The 23,235-nt window shown below is 65.9% G+C and carries 24 protein-coding genes and 1 pseudogene; 18 read left to right on the top strand and 7 right to left on the bottom strand.

Annotated features, from left to right (window positions below):
• Positions 1-139 precede the first annotated feature (139 nt).
• A complete protein-coding gene (locus tag BT264_RS08435) occupies positions 140-700 on the top strand; it encodes a hypothetical protein (RefSeq protein WP_072438523.1) in 561 nt (186 codons plus the stop codon).
• Here BT264_RS08435 and BT264_RS08430 read toward each other — a convergent pair whose 3' ends face one another.
• Positions 701-1,576, bottom strand: coding sequence for a LysR family transcriptional regulator (locus BT264_RS08430; protein WP_034181902.1), 876 nt, complete (start codon positions 1,574-1,576; stop codon positions 701-703).
• A gap of 129 nt (positions 1,577-1,705) precedes the next feature.
• On the opposite strand from BT264_RS08430, the gene BT264_RS08425 reads away from it, so the two are divergent.
• A complete protein-coding gene (locus BT264_RS08425) occupies positions 1,706-3,025 on the top strand; it encodes a DUF3422 family protein (RefSeq protein ID WP_072438264.1) in 1,320 nt (439 codons plus the stop codon).
• Between the two features lie 29 nt (positions 3,026-3,054).
• The gene (locus BT264_RS08420; RefSeq protein ID WP_072438266.1) at positions 3,055-3,255 is read left to right on the top strand and encodes a hypothetical protein; all 201 of its coding nucleotides are present in this window, start codon (positions 3,055-3,057) and stop codon (positions 3,253-3,255) included.
• 37 nt (positions 3,256-3,292) lie between these two features.
• Here the strand turns inward: BT264_RS08420 and cynR are convergent, their stop codons facing one another.
• Positions 3,293-4,225, bottom strand: coding sequence for a transcriptional regulator CynR (cynR, locus tag BT264_RS08415; RefSeq protein ID WP_072438268.1), 933 nt, complete (start codon positions 4,223-4,225; stop codon positions 3,293-3,295).
• A 113-nt stretch (positions 4,226-4,338) separates the two neighbouring features.
• Between cynR and BT264_RS08410 the strand changes: the two genes are divergently transcribed.
• The 6 genes from BT264_RS08410 (at position 4,339) to BT264_RS08380 (ending at position 9,342) form a co-directional block, all read left to right on the top strand.
• Complete coding sequence (locus BT264_RS08410) at positions 4,339-4,998, top strand: carbonic anhydrase (protein ID WP_072438270.1); 660 nt, start codon at positions 4,339-4,341, stop codon at positions 4,996-4,998.
• A 30-nt stretch (positions 4,999-5,028) separates the two neighbouring features.
• Complete coding sequence (cynS, locus tag BT264_RS08405; RefSeq protein WP_072438272.1) at positions 5,029-5,499, top strand: cyanase; 471 nt, start codon at positions 5,029-5,031, stop codon at positions 5,497-5,499.
• 116 nt (positions 5,500-5,615) lie between these two features.
• Complete coding sequence (locus tag BT264_RS08400) at positions 5,616-6,083, top strand: nucleoside deaminase (RefSeq protein ID WP_034181908.1); 468 nt, start codon at positions 5,616-5,618, stop codon at positions 6,081-6,083.
• Positions 6,084-6,428: 345 nt separating this feature from the next.
• On the top strand, positions 6,429-6,863 hold the full coding sequence (locus BT264_RS08390; protein WP_072438277.1) for a GNAT family N-acetyltransferase: 435 nt from the start codon (positions 6,429-6,431) through the stop codon (positions 6,861-6,863).
• 500 nt (positions 6,864-7,363) lie between these two features.
• Positions 7,364-8,500 carry a helix-turn-helix domain-containing protein gene (locus BT264_RS08385; RefSeq protein ID WP_072438279.1) on the top strand — a complete coding sequence of 379 codons (1,137 nt, stop codon included), beginning with the start codon at positions 7,364-7,366 and terminating at the stop codon, positions 8,498-8,500.
• Entirely contained in the window at positions 8,497-9,342 is an 846-nt protein-coding gene (locus tag BT264_RS08380) for a GSU2403 family nucleotidyltransferase fold protein (protein ID WP_072438281.1), read from the top strand. Before BT264_RS08385 ends, BT264_RS08380 begins: the two co-directional genes overlap by 4 nt.
• A gap of 193 nt (positions 9,343-9,535) precedes the next feature.
• Here BT264_RS08380 and BT264_RS08375 read toward each other — a convergent pair whose 3' ends face one another.
• The gene (locus BT264_RS08375) at positions 9,536-10,432 is read right to left on the bottom strand and encodes a LysR family transcriptional regulator (protein ID WP_072438283.1); all 897 of its coding nucleotides are present in this window, start codon (positions 10,430-10,432) and stop codon (positions 9,536-9,538) included.
• Between the two features lie 138 nt (positions 10,433-10,570).
• Between BT264_RS08375 and tam the strand changes: the two genes are divergently transcribed.
• Together tam and BT264_RS08365 are read left to right on the top strand one after the other, a co-directional pair.
• On the top strand, positions 10,571-11,356 hold the full coding sequence (gene tam / locus BT264_RS08370) for a trans-aconitate 2-methyltransferase (protein WP_072438285.1): 786 nt from the start codon (positions 10,571-10,573) through the stop codon (positions 11,354-11,356).
• 219 nt (positions 11,357-11,575) lie between these two features.
• Entirely contained in the window at positions 11,576-11,980 is a 405-nt protein-coding gene (locus BT264_RS08365; RefSeq protein WP_072438287.1) for a nuclear transport factor 2 family protein, read from the top strand.
• Positions 11,981-12,132: 152 nt separating this feature from the next.
• Here the strand turns inward: BT264_RS08365 and BT264_RS08360 are convergent, their stop codons facing one another.
• Positions 12,133-13,017 (bottom strand): helix-turn-helix transcriptional regulator, encoded by an 885-nt coding sequence (locus BT264_RS08360; protein ID WP_072438289.1) that lies wholly within the window; start codon positions 13,015-13,017, stop codon positions 12,133-12,135.
• Positions 13,018-13,212: 195 nt separating this feature from the next.
• Here BT264_RS08360 and BT264_RS40440 point away from each other — a divergent pair.
• A pseudogene (locus BT264_RS40440) lies at positions 13,213-13,293 on the top strand (cupin); the annotation flags it as partial.
• A 200-nt stretch (positions 13,294-13,493) separates the two neighbouring features.
• Here the strand turns inward: BT264_RS40440 and BT264_RS08350 are convergent.
• Both BT264_RS08350 and BT264_RS08345 read right to left on the bottom strand, forming a co-directional pair.
• Positions 13,494-13,862 (bottom strand): hypothetical protein, encoded by a 369-nt coding sequence (locus BT264_RS08350; RefSeq protein WP_072438296.1) that lies wholly within the window; start codon positions 13,860-13,862, stop codon positions 13,494-13,496.
• Between the two features lie 24 nt (positions 13,863-13,886).
• Positions 13,887-14,279: a winged helix-turn-helix transcriptional regulator gene (locus tag BT264_RS08345; protein ID WP_072438298.1), complete on the bottom strand. Its 393-nt coding sequence runs from the start codon at positions 14,277-14,279 to the stop codon at positions 13,887-13,889.
• A 136-nt stretch (positions 14,280-14,415) separates the two neighbouring features.
• Between BT264_RS08345 and BT264_RS08340 the strand changes: the two genes are divergently transcribed.
• From BT264_RS08340 to BT264_RS08315, 6 genes are all read left to right on the top strand, one after another.
• Positions 14,416-15,048: a glutathione S-transferase C-terminal domain-containing protein gene (locus BT264_RS08340; RefSeq protein ID WP_072438300.1), complete on the top strand. Its 633-nt coding sequence runs from the start codon at positions 14,416-14,418 to the stop codon at positions 15,046-15,048.
• A gap of 107 nt (positions 15,049-15,155) precedes the next feature.
• A complete protein-coding gene (locus BT264_RS08335) occupies positions 15,156-15,542 on the top strand; it encodes a hypothetical protein (protein WP_072438302.1) in 387 nt (128 codons plus the stop codon).
• A gap of 92 nt (positions 15,543-15,634) precedes the next feature.
• Positions 15,635-16,927: a TolC family protein gene (locus tag BT264_RS08330; RefSeq protein WP_072438304.1), complete on the top strand. Its 1,293-nt coding sequence runs from the start codon at positions 15,635-15,637 to the stop codon at positions 16,925-16,927.
• 11 nt (positions 16,928-16,938) lie between these two features.
• Positions 16,939-18,462, top strand: coding sequence for an efflux RND transporter periplasmic adaptor subunit (locus BT264_RS08325; protein WP_072438525.1), 1,524 nt, complete (start codon positions 16,939-16,941; stop codon positions 18,460-18,462).
• The gene (locus BT264_RS08320; RefSeq protein ID WP_072438306.1) at positions 18,459-21,665 is read left to right on the top strand and encodes an efflux RND transporter permease subunit; all 3,207 of its coding nucleotides are present in this window, start codon (positions 18,459-18,461) and stop codon (positions 21,663-21,665) included. The genes BT264_RS08325 and BT264_RS08320 overlap by 4 nt, the downstream gene beginning before the upstream one ends.
• A complete protein-coding gene (locus BT264_RS08315; RefSeq protein ID WP_072438527.1) occupies positions 21,656-22,024 on the top strand; it encodes a copper-binding protein in 369 nt (122 codons plus the stop codon). The genes BT264_RS08320 and BT264_RS08315 overlap by 10 nt, the downstream gene beginning before the upstream one ends.
• Positions 22,025-22,145: 121 nt before the next feature.
• Here the strand turns inward: BT264_RS08315 and BT264_RS08310 are convergent, their stop codons facing one another.
• A complete protein-coding gene (locus BT264_RS08310) occupies positions 22,146-23,156 on the bottom strand; it encodes a sodium:calcium antiporter (protein WP_072438308.1) in 1,011 nt (336 codons plus the stop codon).
• Between the last annotated feature and the right edge of the window lie 79 nt (positions 23,157-23,235).

Here is a 23,235-nt window from a genome sequence, read left to right as displayed (position 1 = left end):
GGAACGATTATTGCGCGTCGGTTGCTTGTTGCTCGTTCGATTCGCCGCCGGATCGCCGGTCGCGGTGCTGTCCGCCCGCCGGCGGCGGATGTTCGTGCGCCGCGTCGTGCGCGGCGCCGATCCTGAATACGGAGGGTTCATGTACCTCACCGAAGAAGTACGGACCGCGCGGCCGGCAAGTCGCCGCGCGCGGACGGCGTCGCTGCCGTCGGGCCGGCAGCTCGCGCGGCAGCTCGTGACGACGGTGCGCGTGGCCGAAATGTTGCTGCATCAGGCGATCGTCGTGCCCGACGGGCATCAGTGGTCGGTCGACACCGAGCGCGTCGACGCGGCCGGCGGACCGCTCGCGGCCTGGGAGACCTGCGTGACGTTGCGGATCGGCAAGGTGTTCGCGCCGGAGGTCAATCCGGCCGCACGGGTCAACGACCCCGATCAGGTCGCGATCGAGATCGGCCTTTGTCTGCCCGAGCAGGCGTATCTGGACGAGCGGCGCGTGAGCATCTTCGGCCGCCGTCACGGCAAGCGGTTCGGCGCGACGCTGTCGGTCGCGTCGGGCGCGCAGTGGGGCTGGCAACGTGCGGAGCATGTCGCGCCGGAACATGCGCACGTGCACGGCGATACGCTCGAGGCACTCGTCGATGCGGTCGCGGCGAACGTCAATGCGGCGCTGGCCGCGGCCGGGTTTCGCGCGACGCGCTGATCACGCGTCGCCGGTTTGCCCGGTCTGACGCTGAAGGTCTTCCATCAACTGCTCCGCGAGAAAGTCGCACGGCGGCCGCTTCGATTTCGTGCTGCGCGCGAGAATCAGTTCGAGCGGCGGCAGGTCGGGCAGCCCGTGCGAGCGGCCGAGCATCGACAGTTGCGCGGGAATCGCGCAGCGCGCGAGCGGCGCGACCGCGAGGCCGGCCTCGACCATGCTGAGCAGCCCGAGCAGGCTCGGGCTTTCATACGAGGTGCGATACGGCACCTTCGCGCGTTCGAGGCTGCGGATCGCGTTCTCGCGCGCGACGCTGCCCGGCATGAACACCGCGATCGGCAGCGGCCGCTCTTCCCACACGCGCGGCCCGTTCGTCATCGCGGCCCACGCCATCGGCTCGTGGCGGATGAAGTCGCCGGTCAGCCCCTTGATGCGCGTGCCGCACACGAGATCGACGGTGCCGTCCTTGATCAGCGGCGCGAGCGCGCTGCTCGGCAGCCCCATTACCTGGATCTCGACCTTCGGGTAGGTCGCCGAGAATTTCTTCAGGACCGACGGCAGCAGCGACGACGCATAGTCGTCCGGCACGCCGATCACGACCTTGCCGGTCACTTCCGGCCGCACCACGGCCGCCCACGCCTCGTCGCGCAGCGCCAGCATTCGTCTGGCGAATCCCAGCAGCACCTCGCCTTCGCGCGTCAGCACGATGCTGCGCGGCTTGCGCACGAACAGCGGCCGGCCGATCGCGTCTTCCAGGCTCTTGATCTGCATGCTCACGGCCGACTGCGAGCGGTTCACGGCTTCGGCGGCGCGGGTCATGTTGCCGGTCTCCGCGACGGCGACGACGGTGGCCAGCACGTCGTGATCGAGCATCTTCATGGGTATCAGGAAAACTGAACGTAACGATCAGCATTATGCGTTTTTATTGTTGCTATGTGTCTGCCATAGTGCGATCACGCTGGCGTTTTGCCCGGCACGCAAGCTTGAACAGGGAAGAGTGGTGTATCGATGATGGACCATCCGTTGCGCGCCGCACTGGCCGCGGAATTGCATGCGCGGCCGTTCCTGCGGCTTGCCGAAGCCGTGTCGCTCACGCATTACGCGATCTATGCGGACGGCCAGCCCGACATCCACGAAACGCTGCTGCACGCGCTGTGCCGCGACACCGGCATTGCTGCGCCGCACGAAGGCGCGACGCACTACGCAGTGCAGTCGCCGTGCGGCTGGCACCTGAAGTGGGAACGTCACACCGAATTCTCGACCTTCACGTTCGTCGCGCCGCGTCGCGACACCGGCTATTTCGACGATCTCGCGATCGAAGGTATTCCGGCCGCGTGGTTCGCACGGCTCGCGGGAATCCGTTTCGTCGCGGTGCGGATGGAACTGCTGTCGGGCGATGCCGCGCGGCTCGTCTGCGGCGACCTGCGCCGCTGGATCGACGGGCCCGCGCTCGTCGGCAGCAACGTGCTCGGCGGCGGCAAGGTGTTCTGCGACTGGCATGTGCGTGACGACGGCTTCATGCGTTTTCTCGTCGTCGACGAGGATTTCCGCGAGGAGCAGGGCGGCCGCCTGCTGCAGCGTCTGTACGAAATCGAAACGTACCGGATGATGGCGCTGCTCGCGCTGCCCGTCGCGCGCCGGATGAGCCGCGAACTCGACGAGATCCACGCGGCACTGCATGCGCTGATGCAGCGGATGGACGCGAGCGGCGCCGACGGCGACGACGCGGGGCTGCTCGTCAAGCTTACCCATCTCGCGGTGCGGGTCGAATCGCTGTCGGGTTCGGGCGCGCGTTTCAGTGCATCGCGCGCTTACGAGAAGCTCGTGCTGGCGCGCATCCAGGAATTGCGCGAGGAGCGTATCGAAGGAATGCCGACGATCGCCGAATTCATGGAGCGGCGTTTTGCGCCGGCGATGGAGACGTGCCGCAGCGTATGGGCGCGCCACGAGCAGATCGCCGCGCGGATCGCACGTGCGGTCGATCTGTTGCGCACGCGCGTGAACCTCGCGCAGGAAAAGGACGTGACGCGCCTGCTGGCTGGAATGGAGCGCACCGCGCGCAATCAGCTTCATCTGCAGCACGCGGTCGAAGGGCTGTCGGTGGCGGCCATTTCGTACTACGTGCTGTCGCTCGCGACGGCGGCGTTCAAGGCGTTGCACGTGATGAACCTGCCGGTCGATCCGGAGCTGGCGGAAGGTCTGCTGATCGCGCCGGTCGTGTTCGCGGTGATTCACATCACGCGGCGTACGCGCGCGCAGCTTGCGCGATCGGAGGCCGCGCATGACGGCGCGCCCGCGCATGCGGCGGAGTTGAAGCAGGCCAGTTAGAACATCAACGACATATCAAAGGAGTGGAGATGACTTTTTCGCAGAAGCAGTCGGGGTTTGATAGCGGTTTCGACGCGTTCGACGAACCGGTATCGGATGAAACGGGCGTGCCGGAGGAGGCGCGCGTGACGTCGTATCAGTCCGTGCTGCAGGAGCCGATGACGTCGCTCGTCGGGAATACGCACGATCGGCCGGACGTCGCGGCGGTGGCGATTCTCGGGTACAACTGAAGCGCGTCTTCGCGTCGATTCGATGTAATTCGGGCGTTCATTTGCCGGCCGCCTTGTGGCGCGCCGGACGTGAATCGCCCTCCCTCTTCGCTTTCCCCGCCCCCTGCGCAAGCGCCAACTCGACGAATGCGCGCGCGGCCGCGCTCCGGTACGCCCCCTTACGCTGCAGCAGCACGGCCGTGCGCCGCAGCACGGTCGGGTCGAGCGCGACGGCGACGAGATCGTCGTGCCCGGTCGCGATCGTCGCGGGCAGCAGCGTCGCGAGATTCGTGCGGCGCACGATCTCGATCACCGCACCGAGCGAATTCGCTTCCATCAGCACACGCGGCCGCACGTCGTGCTCGCGGAAATAACGGTCGATCTGCACACGCGTCGCGAACTCGGCCGTGAGCAGCACGAGCGGCGCGTCGTGCAGCACGCGCAGGCCGGCCTTGCGTTTCCCGGCAAGCGCGTGCCGACAGTTCACGACGAGCGCAAGCGTCTCGACCAGCAGCGTCTTAGCTTCGATATCCGCCGTCTGCACCTCCTCGAACGCGATGCCGACATCGAGCTCGTCGTCGACGAGCAGCGCCTCGATGCGCTCCTGCGACATCTCGCGCACCGACAGCGACACTTCCGGATAGCGGCCGTGAAACGCCTCGACGAGCGGCCCGACGAGATAGCTCGTGAAGGTCGGCGTGACCGCGATCCGCAGCGAGCCGCGGCTGAGATCCTGCACGTCGTGAATGGCACGCCGGCCTTCCGCGAGATCGTGCAGCGCCTGCCGCGCATAGCGGAAATACACGTCGCCGGCGTCCGTCAATCGCGTGACACGCCCGGTGCGGTCGAACAACTGCGCGCCGAGCGTCTCCTCGAGCTGGCGGATCTGCTGAGACAGCGCGGGCTGGGAAACATGCAGCGCGGCGGCCGCGCGCGTGAAGCTGCGGTGTTCGGCGACGGCCAGGAAGTAGTTGATATGGCGCAGCAGCATGGCGATTCCTATAAGTCGTGCTTATCCGGTTGATCATAAATCAGTCTTTTACGTTATTGGAAGTCCGGCGTAACCTGCCCTTCATCGATTTCACCCACACCGGAGGACACGCGATGAAGGACATCATCGAAGGCTTTCTGAAGTTCCAGCGCGACGCCTATCCGGAGCGCGCCGCGCTGTTCCGCGATCTCGCGCGCAGCCAGAACCCGCGCGCGCTGTTCATCTCGTGCTCGGACAGCCGGCTCGTGCCCGAGCTCGTCACGCAGCGCGAACCGGGCGATCTGTTCGTGATCCGAAACGCCGGAAATATCGTGCCGTCGTACGGCCCCGAGCCGGGCGGCGTGTCGGCCTCGGTCGAATACGCGGTGGCCGCGCTGCGCGTGACCGACGTCGTGATCTGCGGGCATTCCGATTGCGGTGCGATGACCGCGATCGCGACCTGCCAGTGCATGGACCACATGCCGGCCGTCGGTCACTGGCTGCGCTACGCCGATTCGGCGCGCGTCGTGAACGAGGCGCGCATGCATCGCAGCGAACGCGAGCGGATCGACTCGATGGTGCGCGAGAACGTCGTCGCGCAACTCGCGAACCTGAAGACACACCCTGCCGTGCGACTCGCGCTGGAAGAAGGGCGTCTTGCGCTGCACGGCTGGGTCTACGACATCGAATCCGGCTGCATCGACGCCCACGACGGCGCGACCGGCCGGTTCGTCTCCCTGGCGGACCATCCCGACGTCCGCGCCACACCCGCGACGCTTCCCGTCGCGGCCTGAACCGTTCCTACCCAACCACGAGGTATTGCCATGATTCAGTCACAGCACAGTCAGACCGCCCGCCACGCGCTTGCGGAGACCGTCGTTCTCGCGAAGGCGCGCAAGAACCTGTCGTTCGCGCAGCTCACCGAAGGCACGGGCCTCAGCGAAGCGTTCGTCACGGCCGCGCTGCTCGGCCAGCACGCGCTGCCGGCTGGCGCCGCGCGCGTCGTTGCCGACAAGCTCGGCCTCGACGACGACGCGGTGCTGTTGCTGCAGACGATCCCGCTGCGCGGCAGCATCGACGATCGCGTGCCGACCGACCCGACCATTTACCGCTTCTACGAAATGCTGCAGGTGTACGGCACGACGCTGAAGGCGCTCGTCCACGAGAAGTTCGGCGACGGCATCATCAGCGCGATCAATTTCCGGCTCGACGTGAAGAAGGTCGACGATCCCGAAGGCGGTTCGCGCGCGGTGATCACGCTCGACGGCAAGTACCTGCCGACCAAGCCGTTCTGACTGTTCAGACGCCTGCGCGGTGCCGCGGACCGGCGGCGCCGCGCAGGTTCGCCCGACGTGAGTTGGCCATCGGCCGGCGCACGTTCCCGCCATTCCGTTTCAATGAGGACACAGTCATGGATTTTGTGAAACGCACGATCGATCTCGCGATGAAGAACGTGGAAGAGGGCGGACGCCCGTTCGCGACGGTGATCGTCCGCGACGGCGAGATCGTCGCGGAGAGCCCGAACCTCGTCGCGCAGACCAGCGACCCGACCGCGCATGCCGAGATTCTCGCGGTGCGCGATGCGTGCCGCAAGCTCGGCACCGAACACCTGACCGACTGCGAGATCTACATCCTCGCGAGCCCGTGCCCGATGTGCCTCGGATCGCTGTACTACTGCAGCCCGAAGCGCGTGATCTACATCACGACGCGCGAGGACTACGCGCCGTTCTACCGCGACGACCGCAAGTACTTCGAGCTCGACACGTTTTATGCCGAATATGCGAAGCCGATCGGCGAGCGGCGGCTGCCGATGGTGCAGCAGAAGCACGGCGACGCGATCGGCGTCTACCGGCGCTGGCAGGAACTGAACGCGAAGTGACGTGATCCGCGCGACGCACAGGTCGCACGGCGTAGCCGCCTCGGCTGCGCGTTTTCCCCATCCTTCGGTTCGCCCGGCGGCTTTCATGCCGCCGGGTATGTCGTGCGCGAGCGGCGCAGCGTGATCGACATGAAGGCGGCGTTCGCGGTGGCGTGTGCCGACGCAACGCGACAACGTGCAACAAAGCGGCGGGCGCGCGATGCGCCCGCCGTTTGTGCTTTTGCAGCGGCAGCGCCGGTTGCACTCGATTCGGCCGCATGCCGGCGCGCGGGCGACGCGCTATAGTCGTGCGACGCCCGCAGGGTGCTGCACGCCCGGCGGCCTTTTCACGCACGCGTTCGCCCGATGACAGCCCATTCCGACGTCACCCTTCAATTGACCGACACCGAGCAGCCGGCCGCACGAGACTTCATCAGCCGCAAGCTCGGCGAATTCAACCACGCGATGACGGGGCGCGCCGATGCGGCCGCGCTCGACGTCTACGTGACCGATCCCGCGACCGGCGAGGTATTGGGCGGCCTCACCGGCCGGACTTCGCTCGGCCTGTTCTTCATCGATCTGTTCTACCTGCCCGAATCGCTGCGCGGCGGTGGATTCGGCAGCCGGCTGCTGCGCGAGGCCGAAGCGGAAGCGAAACGGCGCGGGTGCGCACGCGCGGTGCTGTACACGATCTCGTTCCAGGCGCCGGACTTCTACCGGAAGCAGGGTTACGAGACCTTCGGCGAAGTGCCGTGCGAGCCGGAAGGGACCGCACGCGTGTTCATGGTCAAGATATTGTGAGCGCATTGTCGCGGCCACCGGCCTGTTCCTGACATCCGCCGACATCGCAAGCGGGTGGCGGCAAGCGCAATGCCTATCCCGCTCTTTGCCAATTACTTCAGGCTGGTCATTTCTCGCTCTCACATGTGATCCAGCGGGAATCGCATTTCGAAATCTCTTGGCAAGCGAGCATCTTGGCTGGCCAGTAACCGGAAACGAGGTTGAACGCTCCGGTCGATTTTCGGCGTACGGCTCAGGAGCAATCGTTTACGTGGTCGTAGGGGGCTGATCGCGTCGCCTCCCGGAGCAACCGTTCAACGAAGACGGTGGCCGACGAGGCTTGATCGACCGCTTCGGGGCGGTAAGCGACATCCACGGGAATTCGAGATGAACCAAAAAAATAGTACCGGATTGAATGGGTCTTGCGACAGCCCCATGATAATCGTAACATGGCCGTGTGATTTATCATGTCCATGTGATTCTCGCACCCAAGTGATTTCTCATGGCCACGTGAGTATGAGATGAAGCCACTTTCAAGCGAATTGCCCGAACACCTTGCGCTCAACGCCTTCCACAACCTGTTCGAGGAAGCCGATGGCTGGAGCGTAATGGAAACTACGGAGCCCGATCACGTCGGGGACATCATCGTTGCCAACGATCAAGGCCCGTCGTACCTCGCGGTTCTCAAGGCGTTCAATGAGGGGCGCGCCGATCGTGTCACGGCATTCTTTGCTCAGGCACTCCTCGAGGCACGCACGCACGCGGAGCGGCAGGGGATGCGGCCCGCCGTCCTGATCTGGGTCGGTAGCGTTTCGCCGTCTCTCATTAACCGCTTGGTGGAATTCCACACGGCGTACGGCAATCGTGAACCATTCGCCGTGCTCTCGCCGGACGGGACTCGATATGTCCAATTCCCCGGCTTGGACATTTCTGAACGTTCGAACCAACGGAATCGCTCCTACAGCAGCGGTCATAGCACCCAGCCGCGCCTGACATTCTCGGACCTTACCCAGTGGATGCTCAAACTTCTGCTGGCGACAGATATCAAGGGCGAAGGCCTGATCGGTGCCGAGCGCAAGCATTACGCCACCGCGACCGATCTCGCGCGCACGGCCGGCACCTCGGTCATGACGGCCACGCGGCTGATCCACGCCTTGAAGCGGGAAGGGTTCATTGAAACCAAGCCGTTCCTGAAGATCGTGCAGCGGGGAAAGCTCGCGAAACGATGGAAGAGTGAATACCAGAGGCCGCCGTTGGCGCTGCCCATGAAGTTCCTTTTGCCGGGAGCGCCCGATACACAGCTGCATAAGCTGCTCAAGAATGAGCGCGGTGTTCTCGGCCTTTTTGCCGCAGCCGACGCGCTTGGTTTCGGACATGTGAAAGGTGTACCGCCGACGATCTGGGTTCATGACCTGATGGAGGCGGAGCACTGGCGACCGCTGCGCCGAGCCAAGGAGGGGGAGCGCCCTGATCTTGTCTTGCAGCAGACCGGTTTTCCCCAATCGTTGGACCGTGGCGTTGTTTACCGCGACGGTCTGCGGGTCACGGACATCATTCAGACCTGGCTCGATGTTTCGGCTCATCCGGCGCGAGGTGCGGAACAGGCTGCCGAACTGGAGCATGGCGTTCTTGCCGGCGTGGTTGGAGAAAGCGTGTGAGCGAACTCGTCGAATTCAGTCATCTCGCGATGACTTTGGAACCGTGGCGCTCGAAGATCGTATTCGTCGGGGGCTGGGCTTTTCGGCTCTATCGATATGAACCGCGAGCCTATGAGCCCGAACACGAGCCGATCTTCACCCAGGACGCCGACGTGGCATACGCGGAACACGACGCGCTCGAGGGAAGTATCTTGGCGGCCCTGGAGGGCGCAGGCTTCAAGGCGGAACCGACTCGCGGAGGTGATTTCCGGCCTCCAGCGACGCGCTACACACTCGGCGGGAACGCCAACGGGTTCTACGCCGAATTCCTGACTCCGCAGACCGGCAGCCCGAGGCGGCGCATCAAGGGCACCACGGAAACCGAACCTGATGCGACCGAGGCCAAAGCAGGTGTGGTCGCACAAAAACTGCGGCATCTTGAGGTACTGCTGTACGAGCCGTGGTTAGTGACGATTCCCGCGGAGGAGTCGGGCCTCGGTGAAGCGGTGCCGGACCTGCGCATCCCGAACCCCGTGAGTTTCATGGTCCAGAAGCTTCTGATCCGTGGCGATCGAGCCGTAGAAAAGCGGCCTCAGGACGTGCTCTACATCTACGATGCCATGTACACCTTCAGTGGCGCGATTGAAGACGACTTGGTCCGAATATGGAAGAACCTCGAGGGTACTCTGTCGGATAAGCAACAAAGATCTGTTCGTGCCGGGGTCGACGAGTTATTTGCCGACGTGAACGACACCATCCGCGCCGCGGCCGAGATCGCGAAACCTGGTCGGCACATCGAACCGCAAGATATGCTCCGGCTGTGTCAGGACGGATTCCAAGCGCTTTTCGGCGGCGCCGTCTAGGCCTACCGCCGCCCTGATCGCCGTTCCCGGTTGTGCGCGGAGGACATGTTATCTACCCGACGACTTCAGCTGATGAAGGGGCAGTCGTCGCGAAGATCAAATGAGCGCATTGTCGCGGCCACCGGCCTGTTCCTGACATCCGCCGACATCGCAAGCGGGTGGCGGCAAGCGCAATGCCTATCCCGCTCGCGAATCACCGCCCAGGCGTCGCGCGTTCGACGATCATGTCGTAGAGCGCCCGCGCCGCGGGCGACAGTTGCGCGCTCTTGCGCGTGACGAGCACGAGCGTGCGCGATACCGACGGCTCGACGAGCTCGATCGTGCGGATCATCGGATACGCGTTCTTCTGGATTGCGAGCTTCGGCACCACGGCTGCACCGAGCCCTTCGGCGACGAGCCCGAGCGCGGTCGAGCTGCGCTGCACTTCGTAGAACGAATGCAGCGACACGCCGCTGGTTTTCAGCGCACCTTCGAGCAGCCCGCGATTGCCGCTCACTTCGCCGGCGAAGATCAGCGGATGCGGTTGCAGTGCCGCCCAGCGGATGCGCCGCCGCTTCGCGAGCGGATGATCGTCGCGGCAGACAAGCACATACGGGTCGTGCGTGAGCGGCACGCTGACGAGTTCGGGGTGCTGGTCGCCGGCGATGCTGATGCCGAATTCGGCTTCGCGCCGCAGCACGGCCTGCAGCACCGACGCCGATGCGTGATCGAGGATCTTCACGCGATCGTGCGGCCGGTGGCCGGAGAACGCGCGCAGGATGCGCGGCAGGTATTGCACGCCGACCGTCGGCACGCACGCGATCGTGACGTCGCCGCGCTGGCTCAGGCCCGTCTCGCGGATTTCGGTCAGCGCATCGGAAAGTTCGTTCAGCAGCCGCCGCGCCTGCGGCAGGAAGCGCAGGCCGATCTCGGTCAGCGTGGTGCGGCGCGTCGTGCGTTCGACCAGCGCGACGCCGAGAAACGACTCGAGCTTGCGCAGCCGCTGCGTGATTGCCGTTTGCGTCACGTGCAGCGTGTCGGCCGCTTGCCTGAAGCTGCCGCCGTCGGCGATCGCGACGAAAGCCTGTACACCGAGCGTATCGATCTTCATCAGAAATTTGAATCAATAACGATATTAAATTCATTTTACTGAAGCGCTGCGCCAGTCGCAGAATGCGCTGCATCGGCGGCCGCATGCATCCGGCACCCGAATTCGGCGACGCCGACCATGCCGACAAGGAGAACCATCGTGACGACCCCACTCGATCAATACGCGAGCCAGTACGTGCAATTCGAGGACGAACGTACGCGGCCGGTGCGCGACCTGCTGGCCGCCGTGCCGCGCACGCCGATCCGCACGGCGATCGACATCGGCTGCGGGCCCGGCAATTCGACGGAAGCGCTGATCGCACGCGCACCCGACGCGACGATCCACGGGATCGACGCGTCGGCGGACATGATCGCGGCCGCACGCAAGCGCCTGCCGGCACTACGTTTCGATATCGCCGATGTGGCTGCGTGGGACGATCCGGGCGGCTACGACCTGATCCTGTCGAACGCGGTGCTGCAATGGGTGCCTGCGCACGACACGCTGTTTCCGATGCTCGTCCGCCGGCTCGCGCCGGGCGGCCATCTCGCGGTGCAGATGCCCGACAATCTCGACGAACCCGCGCACCGGCTGATGCGCGAAGTCGCCGCGGCCGGGCCGTGGGCCGACAAGCTGAAAGGCGCGGCGCGCACCGAACGGTTCGACGCGCGTTACTACTACGCGCTGCTGTCGCCGCTGTGTTCGCGCGTGGACGTGTGGCGCACGACCTACTACCACCCGCTGCGCGGGGGCGCGGACGCGGTCGTCGAATGGTTCAAGGGCAGTGCGCTGCGGCCGTTCCTCGCGGCGCTCGATGACGGCGAACAGCGGGCGTTCCTCGCGCGTTATCGCGAGGCGCTCGCCGGTCCGAACGGTTATCCGGTACTCGGCGACGGCACCGTGCTGCTGCCGTTCCCGCGCCTGTTCATCGTGGCGACACGCAAGTGATGCGGCAATGACGCTGGCGACGGGCCGGTGGCCGGCAAGATTCAGGTGCATGTCATCGTCGCGGCAGGTTGGCAGTGCCCCGGATTGCTCATATCAAATCGGCGTCGCTCGATTGCTCGCCAACCCTAGGTGTGTCGTCCTGCGGTTCGACTATGCTGAATTGACGGCAGCCCGGGCTTCGCGCCTCAATGCTGCGAACGGCGATGACGGGAGGGCACGATGACCGAGCAAAGCAACGTTCAACTGGTGCAGCAGGCGTACGCGGCGTTCGGCAGGGCCGATATCGACGGCATCCTGCAGACGCTCTCCGAAAGCGTCGACTGGTTCATACCGGGGCTGACCGGTATCATTCCGTTCGCTGGCAGACGACATGGGCCTCAAGAGGTCGCGGCGTTCTTCGGGGTGCTTGCATCGACGCAGACCGCGAAACGGTTCGAGCCGCTCGAGTTCATCGCCAGCGGCAACAGGGTCGTCGTGCTCGGCACACAACGCTGGTATGTCCATTCGACCGGGCGCACGTACGAGGACGAGTGGGTGCATCTGTTTACGATCGAAAACGGAAAGATCACGGCGTTTGTCGAGTATCACGATACCGAGGCGGAAGCGGCGGCACATCGGCAGTGACGGCGTTGCTCGCGCGCCGGCTGCCCGGGAATCCGGTGCGAATATTCCAGCCGCCCGCGCGAAGATTTTGAAGTCGCACCGTTGACATCGACGGATCTCAATGCGAGTGGCGCCGGCACATCGACGCGGCGCAACCGAAGGCGGCCGCGCAGTCAGTACGCGTTTGCGGGCGGCACGGCGCCGTCGTGCGATCCGGCGGAAGGGAATGCGGTGGTGGCCGAACCCCACGCGGCGAGCTCGCGTTTCGTGCGCACGCCGAGCTTCGCGAACGCGCGCTTCACGTACGACTCGGCCGACGCGACGCGCACGCCGAGAATCCCGGCGGTTTCCGGTACGGTCTTGCCGGAGATCAGGTGCTTGCAGGTTTCGTATTCGCGCTTCGACAGCTTCACGCCGTCGGCCGCGATCCGCGCATCGAACTGCGCGAGCGGATGGACTTCGGGCGTCGGATGCGCGACGCGCCGCACGGCGGTGGTCGACGCATGCAGTTCGAGCAGCGGGAACAGCACGTCGCTGATGCTGCGGAAGCGGTTCATCTCGGCGAGCGTGAACGGCGGCCGGTCGCGGCCGCGCTCCAGCGCGATCGAATGCTGCGAATAGCGCGTGCCGCGCGCGAGCACGCATTCGTGCCCGATATGCACGTCGTCGAACAGCCGCTGGCGGAATTCGCCGGGCGGGATCGCCGCGATGTCGCGCACGACGAGCATCGTGCCCGTCTTGCCGCGCAGCCCCGCGAACAGCGGGTCGCTGTCGAGAAAGCGCTCGTAGTAGAGCGTCATCACGTCCGAGATGTCCGACGTCGCGGTGCCGATGCCGCTGCTGCCGATCCATTCGCATCGGTAGCCGGTGGGCATCGTGCGGTCGACGCGCGAGCGTTCGACGTGCGCGACGTCGAGCGGCACCACGTCGTTCAGCAGTTGCGTGAGGCGCGGCACGAAATGCGGCGTGCCGACCGTCTCGATCAGCTCGCCCAGCGCCTTGAACGACACGTTGAAGCGGTCATTGTCACGGTGGAAGGGGTTCACGTTCGGCAGCATGCGGTTCCCCGGTGAGAGGCGGCGGGATTGTAGCGATTGCGGTGAAAAACGTCATCAAGGGGAAACACCGGCGGGCGTCCCTGCGACTTCGCGCTCCGCAAAACATCGCTTGTGCCCCTCGAAGGGGACATACCGGAGCAGTGTAAATGAGTAATTTTGTCTCTGCCTCATTCAATCGAGAGACGAAAGATTCAGATGACCAAACTGATCAAGGACATCCTGCCGCCCGGCGCAGGCATCGGCGAATTCACGAAGCTCGACTTCGGGGTGGACGAAATCCGCACGACCTCGTGCGCGACGGGTTCTCGAGGTTTTGACGCGCTGGGCGGCACGCGCGTGCCTCCCGCGTAACGGTCAAGCGTTGATGCGCTCGACCTTGCCGACCAGCAGCCCGTACGACAGGCTGCCCGCGAGCGCCATCGCGGCGATGTAGGCGATTGCGCGCGAGAAGTCCGCGCCGGCGTACAGGCGATCGACTAACCGCCCGCGCTTTCGTCGCGATAACCACTCTTGCCGACGAAGATCTCCTTCAGCGCCGCACGCAGCGCAACCGGATCATATTGGCCTGGCGCGAGATGGATCACGTAACGCGTTTGACCGTCGAGACGCGTGGCGATGCCCGGTTCGATCTCGACGTCGATCGAGTCGTCCGTCAGGCGCACCGACAGATCCTTGACGCGCAGGTTGATCTGGTCGCGCACCATCACTTCGATCAGCGTGTCGTCCGGAAAGCGCGACAGCGCGAAGCAATAATCCTGCTCCGCGTCGTGACAGTAGATGTTGGCGAAGCTTTCGTCGTCGTCGAGGTCGGACGTTGCCGCGCCGACGGTAGCGTGAAGGTCCATGAACGTAGGTTCCTGCGTAATAGGTTATCGGGGGGAGCGGCTTGCAGTTTCGATCGCAGCCGCGGCTTCGGGCGTCGCGCCGGTATCGCACGACGCATCGGCATCGCGCGCCTTCAGCCACAGCCCGAATTCGCGCATCACTTCGACGACCGGCCGCAGCCGGTCGCCGTCCGCGGTCAGATCGTACTCGACGCGCACCGGCACTTCAGGATAGACGGTCCGCCGCACGAGGCCCGCGTCTTCCAGCGCGCGCAGGTCGAGCGTCAGCATGCGCTGCGAGATGCCCGGCATGTCGCGGCGCAGGTCGCTGAAGCGCCGCGGCCCGTCGAGCAGATACGACACCAGCAGCAGCCGCCAGCGGCCGCCGAGCAGGCGCATCGCTTCTTCAACGGAACATCCCGTCGCACTCGTTTTCATCCTGCTGAACCCTGGTCGGTAAATTTTTTGTGACTACGGCACAAACGACTGCCGTCTTCCCGGCCGTGCGCCGATGCGAGATATTAGCGCCCGCGTCGCGGCGAATCGATACACGGACAACCAACGAAGGAAACGCATGAAGCTCTATCACGCTCCCGGAAGCTGTTCGCAGGCGATCCGCATCGTGCTGCACGAAGGCGACATCGACGCGCAGATCGTCAACGTCGACGCGCGCAAGCATGTCGTCGAAGGCGGACGCAACTACTATGACGTGACCGAACTCGGCTACGTGCCGCTGCTCGAACTCGACGACGGCACGATGCTGCGCGAAGGGCCGGTGATCACGCAGTATCTCGCGGATCTGCGCCCGGAAGCCGCGCTCGCGCCCGCGTACGGCACGCTCGCGCGCTACCGGCTGATGGAATGGCTCAACTTCCTCGGCACCGAGATCCACAAGGGTTTCATCCCGCTGCTGTACGCGGTGCAGGCGGGGAAGTACGTAGAGCCGGCGCGGCAGAAGCTCGACAGCCGCTTTGCATGGATCGACCGTCAGCTCGACGGCAAGACGTTCGTTACGGGCGACACGTTCACCGTCGCCGATGCGTACCTGTTCGCGCTGACGGGCTGGGGCAAGGCCGACTGGATGCGTTCGGTGTACAACGCGGATATCGACCTGAGCCGGTATGCGCATCTGCGCGCGTGGTACGAGCGCGTTCGCGAGCGGCCGGCAGTGCAGGCCGTGCTGGCGGCGGACGGCCTGTCGCGGTAGCGCGCAGAGACGGTCGCGGATACGGTGCGTCATCCCGCCGCACCGCGACCGTTCCTTCATATCGACGCGCCGCCACGCAGCAAAAATGCCGCGCTATAATCGCCGCCATGAAACTGCTTCGAACCTTCATCCTGCTGCTGCTTTGCGCGGTGCTGCCCATCAGCGGGCTGGCAGCGAGCGGCCTGACCGGTGAATGTCCGATGCAGCACACGATGTCGATGGAAGCGGATACCGGCATGAAGATGTCCGCCGACATGAGCGATTGCGATTCGATGAAGTCGCCCGCCGCCGACAGCGCGAAAGCGAAGGCCAAAGCCAAGGGCATGGCCTGCAAGGTGACGGCCCAATGCCAGTTCGGCAGTCTCTATCACCCTGCCACCCGCGTCGACGTCACCCGTCCCGCTGCATTCGCCAGCACGATCGTCTTCCACTACACGCAGTCCGTCCCGGCCCGCGACCCGAGCGGGTTGTGGCGCCCTCCACGCATTAGCTGATCCCGATCCGACCGGTTCACCGCCCAGGCGGTGAGGTTCGTCCTGTGCTCAGGACGTGGAATCCCTTTGGGTTCCGACGTTGGGGTTAGACCATGTCATTCGATTTCGGCACGCCGCGCATGCGGCGTGCGTGTCGGCGCGCGCCCGTGCTGTGGGCCGCGCTGCTGGCGGCGGGCGCCGTTCACGCGCAGCAGTCGCCTTTCACGCTGGACGCCGCGCTGCAGTCCGCCACCGATCATTCCGCTTCGATGCAGGCCGCGCAGGCTTCGGTGCGCGCGAGTTCGGAAGCGGCCGTCAAGGCCGGCCAGTTGCCGGACCCGATGCTCAAGGCCGGCATCGACAACCTGCCGGTCAACGGCGGGCAACGCTTCACCGTCGGCCAGGACTTCATGACGATGCGCCGCATCGGCATCGAGCAGGAATGGGTGTCCGGCGACAAGCGGCGGCTGCGCTCGGCGCTGGCCGACGAGCAGGTCGGCCGCGAACGCGCGGGCTATCTCGTGCAGCTCGCCGCCGTGCGCCGGCAGACCGCGACGGCCTGGCTCGACGCCGTCTACGCAAAGCAGGTGCTCGCGCTCCAGCAGGCGCTGCTCGCGCACATGAACCATGAACTCGACGCGACGCAGGCGTCGTATCGCGGCGCGAAGGCGAGCGCGGGCGATGTCGTGCAGGCCCGTGCGATGCTCGCGCAAACGCAGGATCAGGTGCTCAAGGCGCAGCAGGCGTATCGCACCGCACTCATCGCGCTTGCCCGCTGGACGGCCACGCCGGTTGCGGACGTGACGGGCACACCACCCGCGCCCGAATCCTTCGTGTCGTCGCTGCCGCCTGACGAACTGCGTCTGTCGCAACCGGCGCTCGTCGCCGCCGCAGGCGACATCGCGGTCGCCGAAGCCGACACCGCGGTCGCGAACAGCGAGCGCAGCCCGAACTGGACGTGGGAGATCGCGTACCAGCAGCGCGGCGGCGCGTATTCGAACATGGTGTCCGTCGGCGTCTCGATTCCGTTGCCGATCAACCGCAAGAATCGCCAGAACCGCGACGTCGCCGAGAAGGCCGCGCTCGCGACGAAGGCGCGGCTGATGTACGAGGACACGTTGCGTCAGGTGCAGGCCGATATCCGCACGCAGTCCGAAACGCTGGCGAGCGGCCGCGAACGCATCGCGAACCTGAGCGCGGCGCTACTGCCTGCCGCCGATCAGCGCGTGCAGCTCGCCAGCGCCGCCTACCGGGCCGGCACGGGTTCGCTTGCCGACACGTTCGCCGCGCGGCGCGCGCAACTGGAAGCGCAGTTGCAGGTGCTCGATCTCAGGCGCGACGTGTCGCAGACCTGGGCGCAGCTCGAATATCAGGTCGTGCCGGCGACGCTGGCCGCCGCGCAGTGAAGGAGAACCTCATGACGAAGCAATCACTGGCGCGCGCGGCGCTGTTGACGTTTGCCGCCGCGGTGCTGCTCGGCGCCGGCTATTTCGCGGGCGTCCGCCATGCGGCGGTCGGAACGGGGGCGGTCGCAGCGCCAGCTGTCGAACCAGCCGGCGAGACCGATCCAAAGACGGGACGCAAGGTGCTGTACTGGCACGACCCGATGGTGCCGAACCAGCACTTCGACAAGCCGGGCAAATCGCCGTTCATGGACATGCAGTTGCAGCCCGTCTATGCGGACGAAGGCGGAGGTTCGTCGGGAATCCGGATCGATCCGGGACTGCAGCAGAACCTCGGCATTCGCTATGCGACCGTCCGACGCCAGCAGACAGCAGCCGGATTCGACGCGGTTGGCACCACGCAGTTCGACGAATCGCGCGCGGACGTCGTCCAGTCGCGCGTCACCGGCTACATCGACCGTCTCTATGCGCGCGCGCCGATGCAGCGTATCGCGAAGGGCGCGCCGGTCGCGTCGCTGTTCGTGCCGGACTGGCTCGCGCCGCAGGAGGAATATCTCGCGCTCAAGCGCGGCGGGATGGACGGCAGCCTGCTCGATGCGTCGCGTGCACGCATGCGGGCGCTGTCGATTCCCGACGGCATGATTGCGAACCTCGATCGCACCGGCCGCGCGCAGACGCACATCGTGCTGAGCGCGCCGGAAACCGGTGTCGTCAGCGAGTTGAACGTGCGGGACGGCGCGATGGTCGCGCCCGGGCAGACGCTCGCGAAGATCGCCGGGCTGTCGACGCTGTGGCTCATCGTCGAGGTGCCGGAAGCGCTCGCGCTGAACGTGCGGCCGGGGATGTCGGTCGACGCGACGTTCGCGGGCGATCCGGCGCGGCACTTCACCGGGCGCATCCGCGAAGTGCTGCCCGGCATCAGCACGGGCAGCCGCACGCTGCAGGCGCGCGTGGAGATCGACAACGCGGCGCTGAAGCTCACGCCAGGCATGCTGATGCGCGTGCGCGTCGCCGCGAAGGAGTCGGTATCGCGCCTGCTCGTGCCGTCCGAAGCGGTGATCGCGACCGGCAAGCGTACGATCGTCATCGTGAAGAACGGCGACGGCAGGCTTCAGCCGGTGTCGGTGACGGTGGGCAACGACGTCGGTGGCGACACGGAAGTGCTCGACGGGTTGAACGAAGGCGATACGGTCGTCGCATCGGGGCAGTTCCTGATCGATTCGGAAGCCAGCCTGAAAAGCGTGCTGCCGAAGCTGGAGCGGGCCGCGGGAGCAAGCACGCCGGCATCGTCCGCAGCGGCAGCGGCGCCGATCTACGAAACCACCGGCAAGGTCGAGAAGGTCACGGCCGACGACATCACGTTCTCGCATCAGCCGGTTCCGGCGCTCGGCTGGGGCGCGATGACGATGGCGTTCGGCAAGCCGTCGGCACGGGCGTTCCCGGACGTGAAGCCGGGCCAGACCGTGCGCTTCGCGTTCACGCAGACCGACGACGGCTACCGGCTGACGAAGGTCGAGCCGCAAGGAGGTGGGCAATGATCGCGCGCATCATTCGCTGGTCCGTCCGCAATCGTTTTCTCGTGCTGCTGGCCACCGTGCTGATCGCCGCATGGGGCGTTCATTCGCTGCGGCAGACGCCGCTCGATGCGTTGCCCGACCTGTCGGACACACAGGTGATCGTGAAGGCGTCGTATCCGGGCAAGGCGCCGCAGGTCGTCGAGGATCAGGTCACCTATCCGCTGACGACGACGCTGCTCGGCGTGCCCGGCGCGAAAACCGTTCGCGCATACTCGTCGTTCGGCGACGCGTTCGTCTACGTGCTGTTCGACGATCGCACCGACCCGTACTGGGCGCGTTCGCGCGTGCTCGAATACCTGAGCCAGGTGCAGAGCCGGCTGCCGGCGGGCGCGACCGTGTCGCTCGGGCCGGATGCGACCGGCGTCGGCTGGGTGTACGAGTACGCGCTCGTCGACCGCACCGGCCATCACGATCTCGGGCAACTGCGCGCGCTCAACGACTGGTTCCTGAAGTTCGAGCTGAAGGCGGTGCCGGACGTATCCGAAGTCGCGAGCATCGGCGGCATGGTGCGCCAGTACCAGGTCGTGCTCGATCCCGACAAGCTGCGCGCGTACGGGATCACGCAGGCGACGGTTTCGGACGCGCTTCGCCAGGCCAATCAGGAGTCCGGCGGATCGGTCGTCGAGCTGGCCGAGTCGGAGTACATGGTGCGTTCGTTCGGCTACCTGCGCACGCTCGACGATTTCCGGCACGTCGTGCTGCGCACCGACGACGCGGGCACACCGGTGCTGCTCGGCGACGTCGCGCGGATCCAGGTCGGCCCGGCGATGCGGCGCGGGATCGCGGAGCTGAACGGGCAGGGCGAGGTGACGGGCGGCGTGATCGTGATGCGCTCGGGCAAGAACGCGCTGACGACGATCGACGCGGTGAAGACGAAGCTCGCCGACCTGAAGCGTTCGCTGCCGCCCGGCGTCGAGATCGTCACGACCTACGATCGTTCGCAACTGATCGAGCGCGCGGTGGGCAACCTGAAGGACAAGCTGATCGAGGAATTCGTGATCGTCGGCATCGTCTGCGCGGTGTTCCTGTTCCATCTGCGCAGCGCGTTCGTCGCGATCCTGTCGCTGCCGCTCGGCGTGCTGGCCGCGTTCATCGTGATGCGCTACCAGGGCGTGAACGCGAACCTGATGTCGCTCGGCGGGATCGCGATCGCGATCGGCGCGATGATCGATGCGGCGATCGTGATGATCGAGAACGCGCACAAGCATCTGGAAGCATACGACCACGCGCATCCCGGCGAGCCGATCACGGCCGCGCGCCGCTGGGAACTCGTCGCGGCGTCGGCCGCGGAAGTCGGGCCGGCACTGTTCTTCTCGCTGCTGATCATCACGCTGTCGTTCATTCCGGTGTTTTCGCTGGAAGGGCAGGAGGGCAAGCTGTTCGCGCCGCTGGCGTTCACGAAGACCTACACGATTGCAGCGGCCGCCGGGTTGTCGGTCACGCTGGTGCCCGTACTGATGGGCTATCTCGTGCGCGGCCGCATTCCGCGCGAGAACGCGAATCCGATCAACCGCGTGCTGATCCGCCTCTACCGCCCGCTGCTCGAAGCGACGCTGCGGCGCCCGTGGTTCGCGATCGGCGTCGCCATCGTCGCGCTCGTGCTGACGGCCGTGCCGTTGTCGCGGCTCGGCGGCGAATTCATGCCGCCGCTCGACGAAGGCGACCTGCTGTACATGCCGACTGCGCTGCCGGGCATCTCGGCCGACAAGGCGAGCGAGCTGCTGCAGCAGACCGACCGGCTGATCAAGACCGTGCCCGAGGTCGACACCGTGTTCGGCAAATCGGGACGCGCGGATACCGCGACCGACCCGGCGCCGCTCGAGATGTTCGAGACGACGATCCGCTTCAAGCCGCGCAGCGCGTGGCGGCCCGGCATGACGCCGGAGAAGCTCGTCGACGAACTCGATCGCACGGTGAAGGTGCCGGGCCTGTCGAACGTCTGGGTGCCGCCGATCCGCAACCGGCTCGACATGCTGTCCACCGGCATCAAGACGCCAGTCGGCGTGAAGATCTCCGGGCCGGACCTGAAGGGGATCGACGCAATCGCGACGCAGGTCGAGGCAGCTGTGAAGCACGTGCCGGGCGTCACGTCCGCGCTCGCGGAGCGGCTGAACGGCGGCCGCTACATCGACGTCGACATCGACCGGCTCGCCGCCGCGCGCTACGGGCTGTCGGTCGCCGATATCCAGTCGGTCGTGTCGTCGGCGGTCGGCGGCGAGGACGTCGGCGAAGTGATCGCGGGGCGCGAGCGCTTTCCGATCAACATCCGCTATCCGCGCGAGATTCGCGATTCGCTCGAGAACCTGCGGCAACTGCCGGTCGTCACGGCACGCGGCGCGCAAATCCGCCTCGGCGACGTCGCGCGCATCGCGATCGCCGATGGTCCGCCGATGATCCGCAGCGAAAACGCGCGGCTGTCCGGCTACGTGTATGTCGACCTTCGCGGCACGGATCTGAGCACGGCGGTTCGCGCGATGCAGCAGGCCGTCGCGCAACAGGTCGCATTGCCGCCCGGCTATTCGATCGCGTGGTCCGGGCAGTTCGAGTATCTCGAACGCGCGGCGGCGACGCTGCGCACCGTCGTGCCGGTGACGCTCGTCGTGATCTTTCTGCTGCTGTTCCTCACGTTCGGCTCGGCGGCCGATGCGCTGCTGCTGATGTCGACGGTGCCGTTCGCGCTGGTCGGCGGCTTCTGGCTCGTGTGGGGGCTCGGCCATGCGGTGTCCGTTGCGACGTCGGTCGGTTTTATCGCGCTCGCGGGCGTGGCCGCCGAATTCGGCGTCGTGATGCTGCTGTACCTGAAAGGCGCGCTGACGCGCCGGCTCGACGCCGGCGAACCGCTGACCGATGCGCTGCTGCTCGATGCGATTCGCGAAGGCGCGGTGCTGCGCGTGCGGCCCAAGGCGATGACGGTTGCCGTCGTGCTCGCCGGCCTCGTGCCGATCATGGTCGGGCACGGCGCCGGCTCCGAAGTCATGCAGCGCATCGCCGCGCCGATGGTCGGCGGCATGGTCACCGCGCCGCTGCTGTCGATGTTCGTCATTCCCGCCGCGTGGCTTCTGCTTCAGCGCCGCCGTGTGCGACGCGCGAGCGATGCGCGGCATTCCGATGCAGTTCCTCACGGCATGAACGTGCCATCCACCCAAACCGGAGAATCACGATGAAGAAACTGATTGCTACCACCGCTGCCGTTCTCGCGATCGGCGCTCTTGCAACGCCGGCCTTTGCCGCCGGCGACATGTCGGGCATGGACATGTCCGGCATGAAGATGTCGTCCGATGGCTCGGCCGAATCGAATGCCGCGCTGACCGATGCCGAAGTGAAGAAGGTCGATGCCGCGACCGGCAAGGTCACACTGAAGCACGGCGCGCTCGAAAACGTCGGGATGCCGCCGATGACGATGGCGTTCAAGGCGAAGGACGCGGCCATGCTCGCGCAGGTGCATGTGGGCGACAAGGTCAAGGTCCGGATCGAGAACGTCAACGGCACGCTGACGATCGTCAAGCTGGTGAAGGCATCCTGATCGTCCGGATGCGGGTGTTGCTTTCGCCCGCATCCGTGCAACGATGCACACCGTGCCGGCGCGGCGGACGTTGCCGCGTCCGCGCGTGTGCGCGTATCGGGCAATGCGCCCGATTCCGGCGTCAGCGCGCCAGCGTCAGGAACAGATACACCACATAACCCGCGCCGTTCGCCAGCAACGCCCAGATCGCGAGCCCGCGCGGCCGGGCATTGACGCGCAGCCACGCCGCCGCCGCGAGCGTAATGATCACGCCGGTCAGCACTTCGAGGCGCGGCTCCCACGGCGTCAGCATGATGCCGATCGCCGGCAGCAACGTGCCCTGGAACACCATCGCGCCGGTGATGTTGCCGAACGCGAGCGTATCCTTCTTGCGGCGGATCCACAGCACGCTGTTGACCTTTTCCGGCAATTCCGTGGCAATCGGCACGATGATCAGCGACAGCAGCAGCGCCGATATGCCGAGCACGTGCGACACGCCCTCCACGCCGTGAATGAAGCCCTTCGCACCGCCGACCAGCAGCGCGACGCCGAGCAGCAACTGCAGCGCGATGGTCGCCAGGTTGGTCGGCAGGCCCGTGCGCGCCAGGAACATCGTGTGCGGCGCCTCGGTGCCGTGCCCGGCATCGACGAGCTGGTTCGACGCGCGGAACGTCATCACGACGTACATCGCGTAGATGCCGACCAGCATCGCGGAAAGCAGCGCGCGCACGGCCCAGTTGTGATGCGGGACGAACATCGCCGCGGTCGCCAGCGAGAACGCGGCCAGGAAGTAGTTCATGTCGCGCACGAAACCGGTGCGTTCGGGCGCGATCGTGCCGCGCAGCCCGCGCGAGCGGATCACGGCGAGCGTCATCAGGAAGGTGGTGAGCGTCGCGAGCATCAGCGGCGCGCCGAGAATCGCGCCGACGCCGATTTCCTCGTTCACCGCCTGGTTCGCCGTGCCGCCGGCCAGCGCGAGCAGCGGCACCATGGTTTCGGGCAGCGCGGTGCCGACGGCCGCGAACAGCGAACCGGTCACGCCTTCGGAAATCTTCAGGCGTTCGCCGAGATGTTCGAGCGCATTGGTGAAGAGTTCGGCGGCCACGAGGATCACGAGCAGCATGAATGCCAGTTCGACGAACATGAACGTCATGCGGCACCTCCGCAGGCTGGTGCGTAGCGGGCGATGGGGCGTGGGGGAACGGCTGGGAGGAACATGGGAACTCCGTGGT

The organism is Burkholderia sp. NFPP32, assembly GCF_900119325.1.
GTDB lineage: Bacteria > Pseudomonadota > Gammaproteobacteria > Burkholderiales > Burkholderiaceae > Burkholderia > Burkholderia pyrrocinia_C.
Note: the sequence above shows the minus strand (reverse complement) of the source record. Positions and strands in the feature narration are given on the sequence as shown.

What these genes read in the sequence shown, in the direction of transcription:
- cynR (WP_072438268.1), bottom strand. Translation starts at nt 4,225, where the DNA reads ATGCTGCTGCGCCATATCAACTACTTCCTGGCCGTCGCCGAACACCGC.
- BT264_RS08365 (WP_072438287.1), top strand. Translation starts at nt 11,576, where the DNA reads ATGACCGAGCAAAGCAACGTTCAACTGGTGCAGCAGGCGTACGCGGCG.
- BT264_RS08385 (WP_072438279.1), top strand. Translation starts at nt 7,364, where the DNA reads ATGAAGCCACTTTCAAGCGAATTGCCCGAACACCTTGCGCTCAACGCC.
- BT264_RS08310 (WP_072438308.1), bottom strand. Translation starts at nt 23,156, where the DNA reads ATGACGTTCATGTTCGTCGAACTGGCATTCATGCTGCTCGTGATCCTC.
- BT264_RS08420 (WP_072438266.1), top strand. Translation starts at nt 3,055, where the DNA reads ATGACTTTTTCGCAGAAGCAGTCGGGGTTTGATAGCGGTTTCGACGCG.
- BT264_RS08375 (WP_072438283.1), bottom strand. Translation starts at nt 10,432, where the DNA reads ATGAAGATCGATACGCTCGGTGTACAGGCTTTCGTCGCGATCGCCGAC.
- BT264_RS08345 (WP_072438298.1), bottom strand. Translation starts at nt 14,279, where the DNA reads ATGAAAACGAGTGCGACGGGATGTTCCGTTGAAGAAGCGATGCGCCTG.
- BT264_RS08430 (WP_034181902.1), bottom strand. Translation starts at nt 1,576, where the DNA reads ATGAAGATGCTCGATCACGACGTGCTGGCCACCGTCGTCGCCGTCGCG.
- BT264_RS08340 (WP_072438300.1), top strand. Translation starts at nt 14,416, where the DNA reads ATGAAGCTCTATCACGCTCCCGGAAGCTGTTCGCAGGCGATCCGCATC.
- BT264_RS08435 (WP_072438523.1), top strand. Translation starts at nt 140, where the DNA reads ATGTACCTCACCGAAGAAGTACGGACCGCGCGGCCGGCAAGTCGCCGC.
- BT264_RS08330 (WP_072438304.1), top strand. Translation starts at nt 15,635, where the DNA reads ATGTCATTCGATTTCGGCACGCCGCGCATGCGGCGTGCGTGTCGGCGC.
- BT264_RS08390 (WP_072438277.1), top strand. Translation starts at nt 6,429, where the DNA reads ATGACAGCCCATTCCGACGTCACCCTTCAATTGACCGACACCGAGCAG.
- BT264_RS08360 (WP_072438289.1), bottom strand. Translation starts at nt 13,017, where the DNA reads ATGCTGCCGAACGTGAACCCCTTCCACCGTGACAATGACCGCTTCAAC.
- BT264_RS08425 (WP_072438264.1), top strand. Translation starts at nt 1,706, where the DNA reads ATGATGGACCATCCGTTGCGCGCCGCACTGGCCGCGGAATTGCATGCG.
- BT264_RS08400 (WP_034181908.1), top strand. Translation starts at nt 5,616, where the DNA reads ATGGATTTTGTGAAACGCACGATCGATCTCGCGATGAAGAACGTGGAA.
- BT264_RS08410 (WP_072438270.1), top strand. Translation starts at nt 4,339, where the DNA reads ATGAAGGACATCATCGAAGGCTTTCTGAAGTTCCAGCGCGACGCCTAT.
- BT264_RS08320 (WP_072438306.1), top strand. Translation starts at nt 18,459, where the DNA reads ATGATCGCGCGCATCATTCGCTGGTCCGTCCGCAATCGTTTTCTCGTG.
- BT264_RS08335 (WP_072438302.1), top strand. Translation starts at nt 15,156, where the DNA reads ATGAAACTGCTTCGAACCTTCATCCTGCTGCTGCTTTGCGCGGTGCTG.
- BT264_RS08325 (WP_072438525.1), top strand. Translation starts at nt 16,939, where the DNA reads ATGACGAAGCAATCACTGGCGCGCGCGGCGCTGTTGACGTTTGCCGCC.
- cynS (WP_072438272.1), top strand. Translation starts at nt 5,029, where the DNA reads ATGATTCAGTCACAGCACAGTCAGACCGCCCGCCACGCGCTTGCGGAG.
- BT264_RS08350 (WP_072438296.1), bottom strand. Translation starts at nt 13,862, where the DNA reads ATGGACCTTCACGCTACCGTCGGCGCGGCAACGTCCGACCTCGACGAC.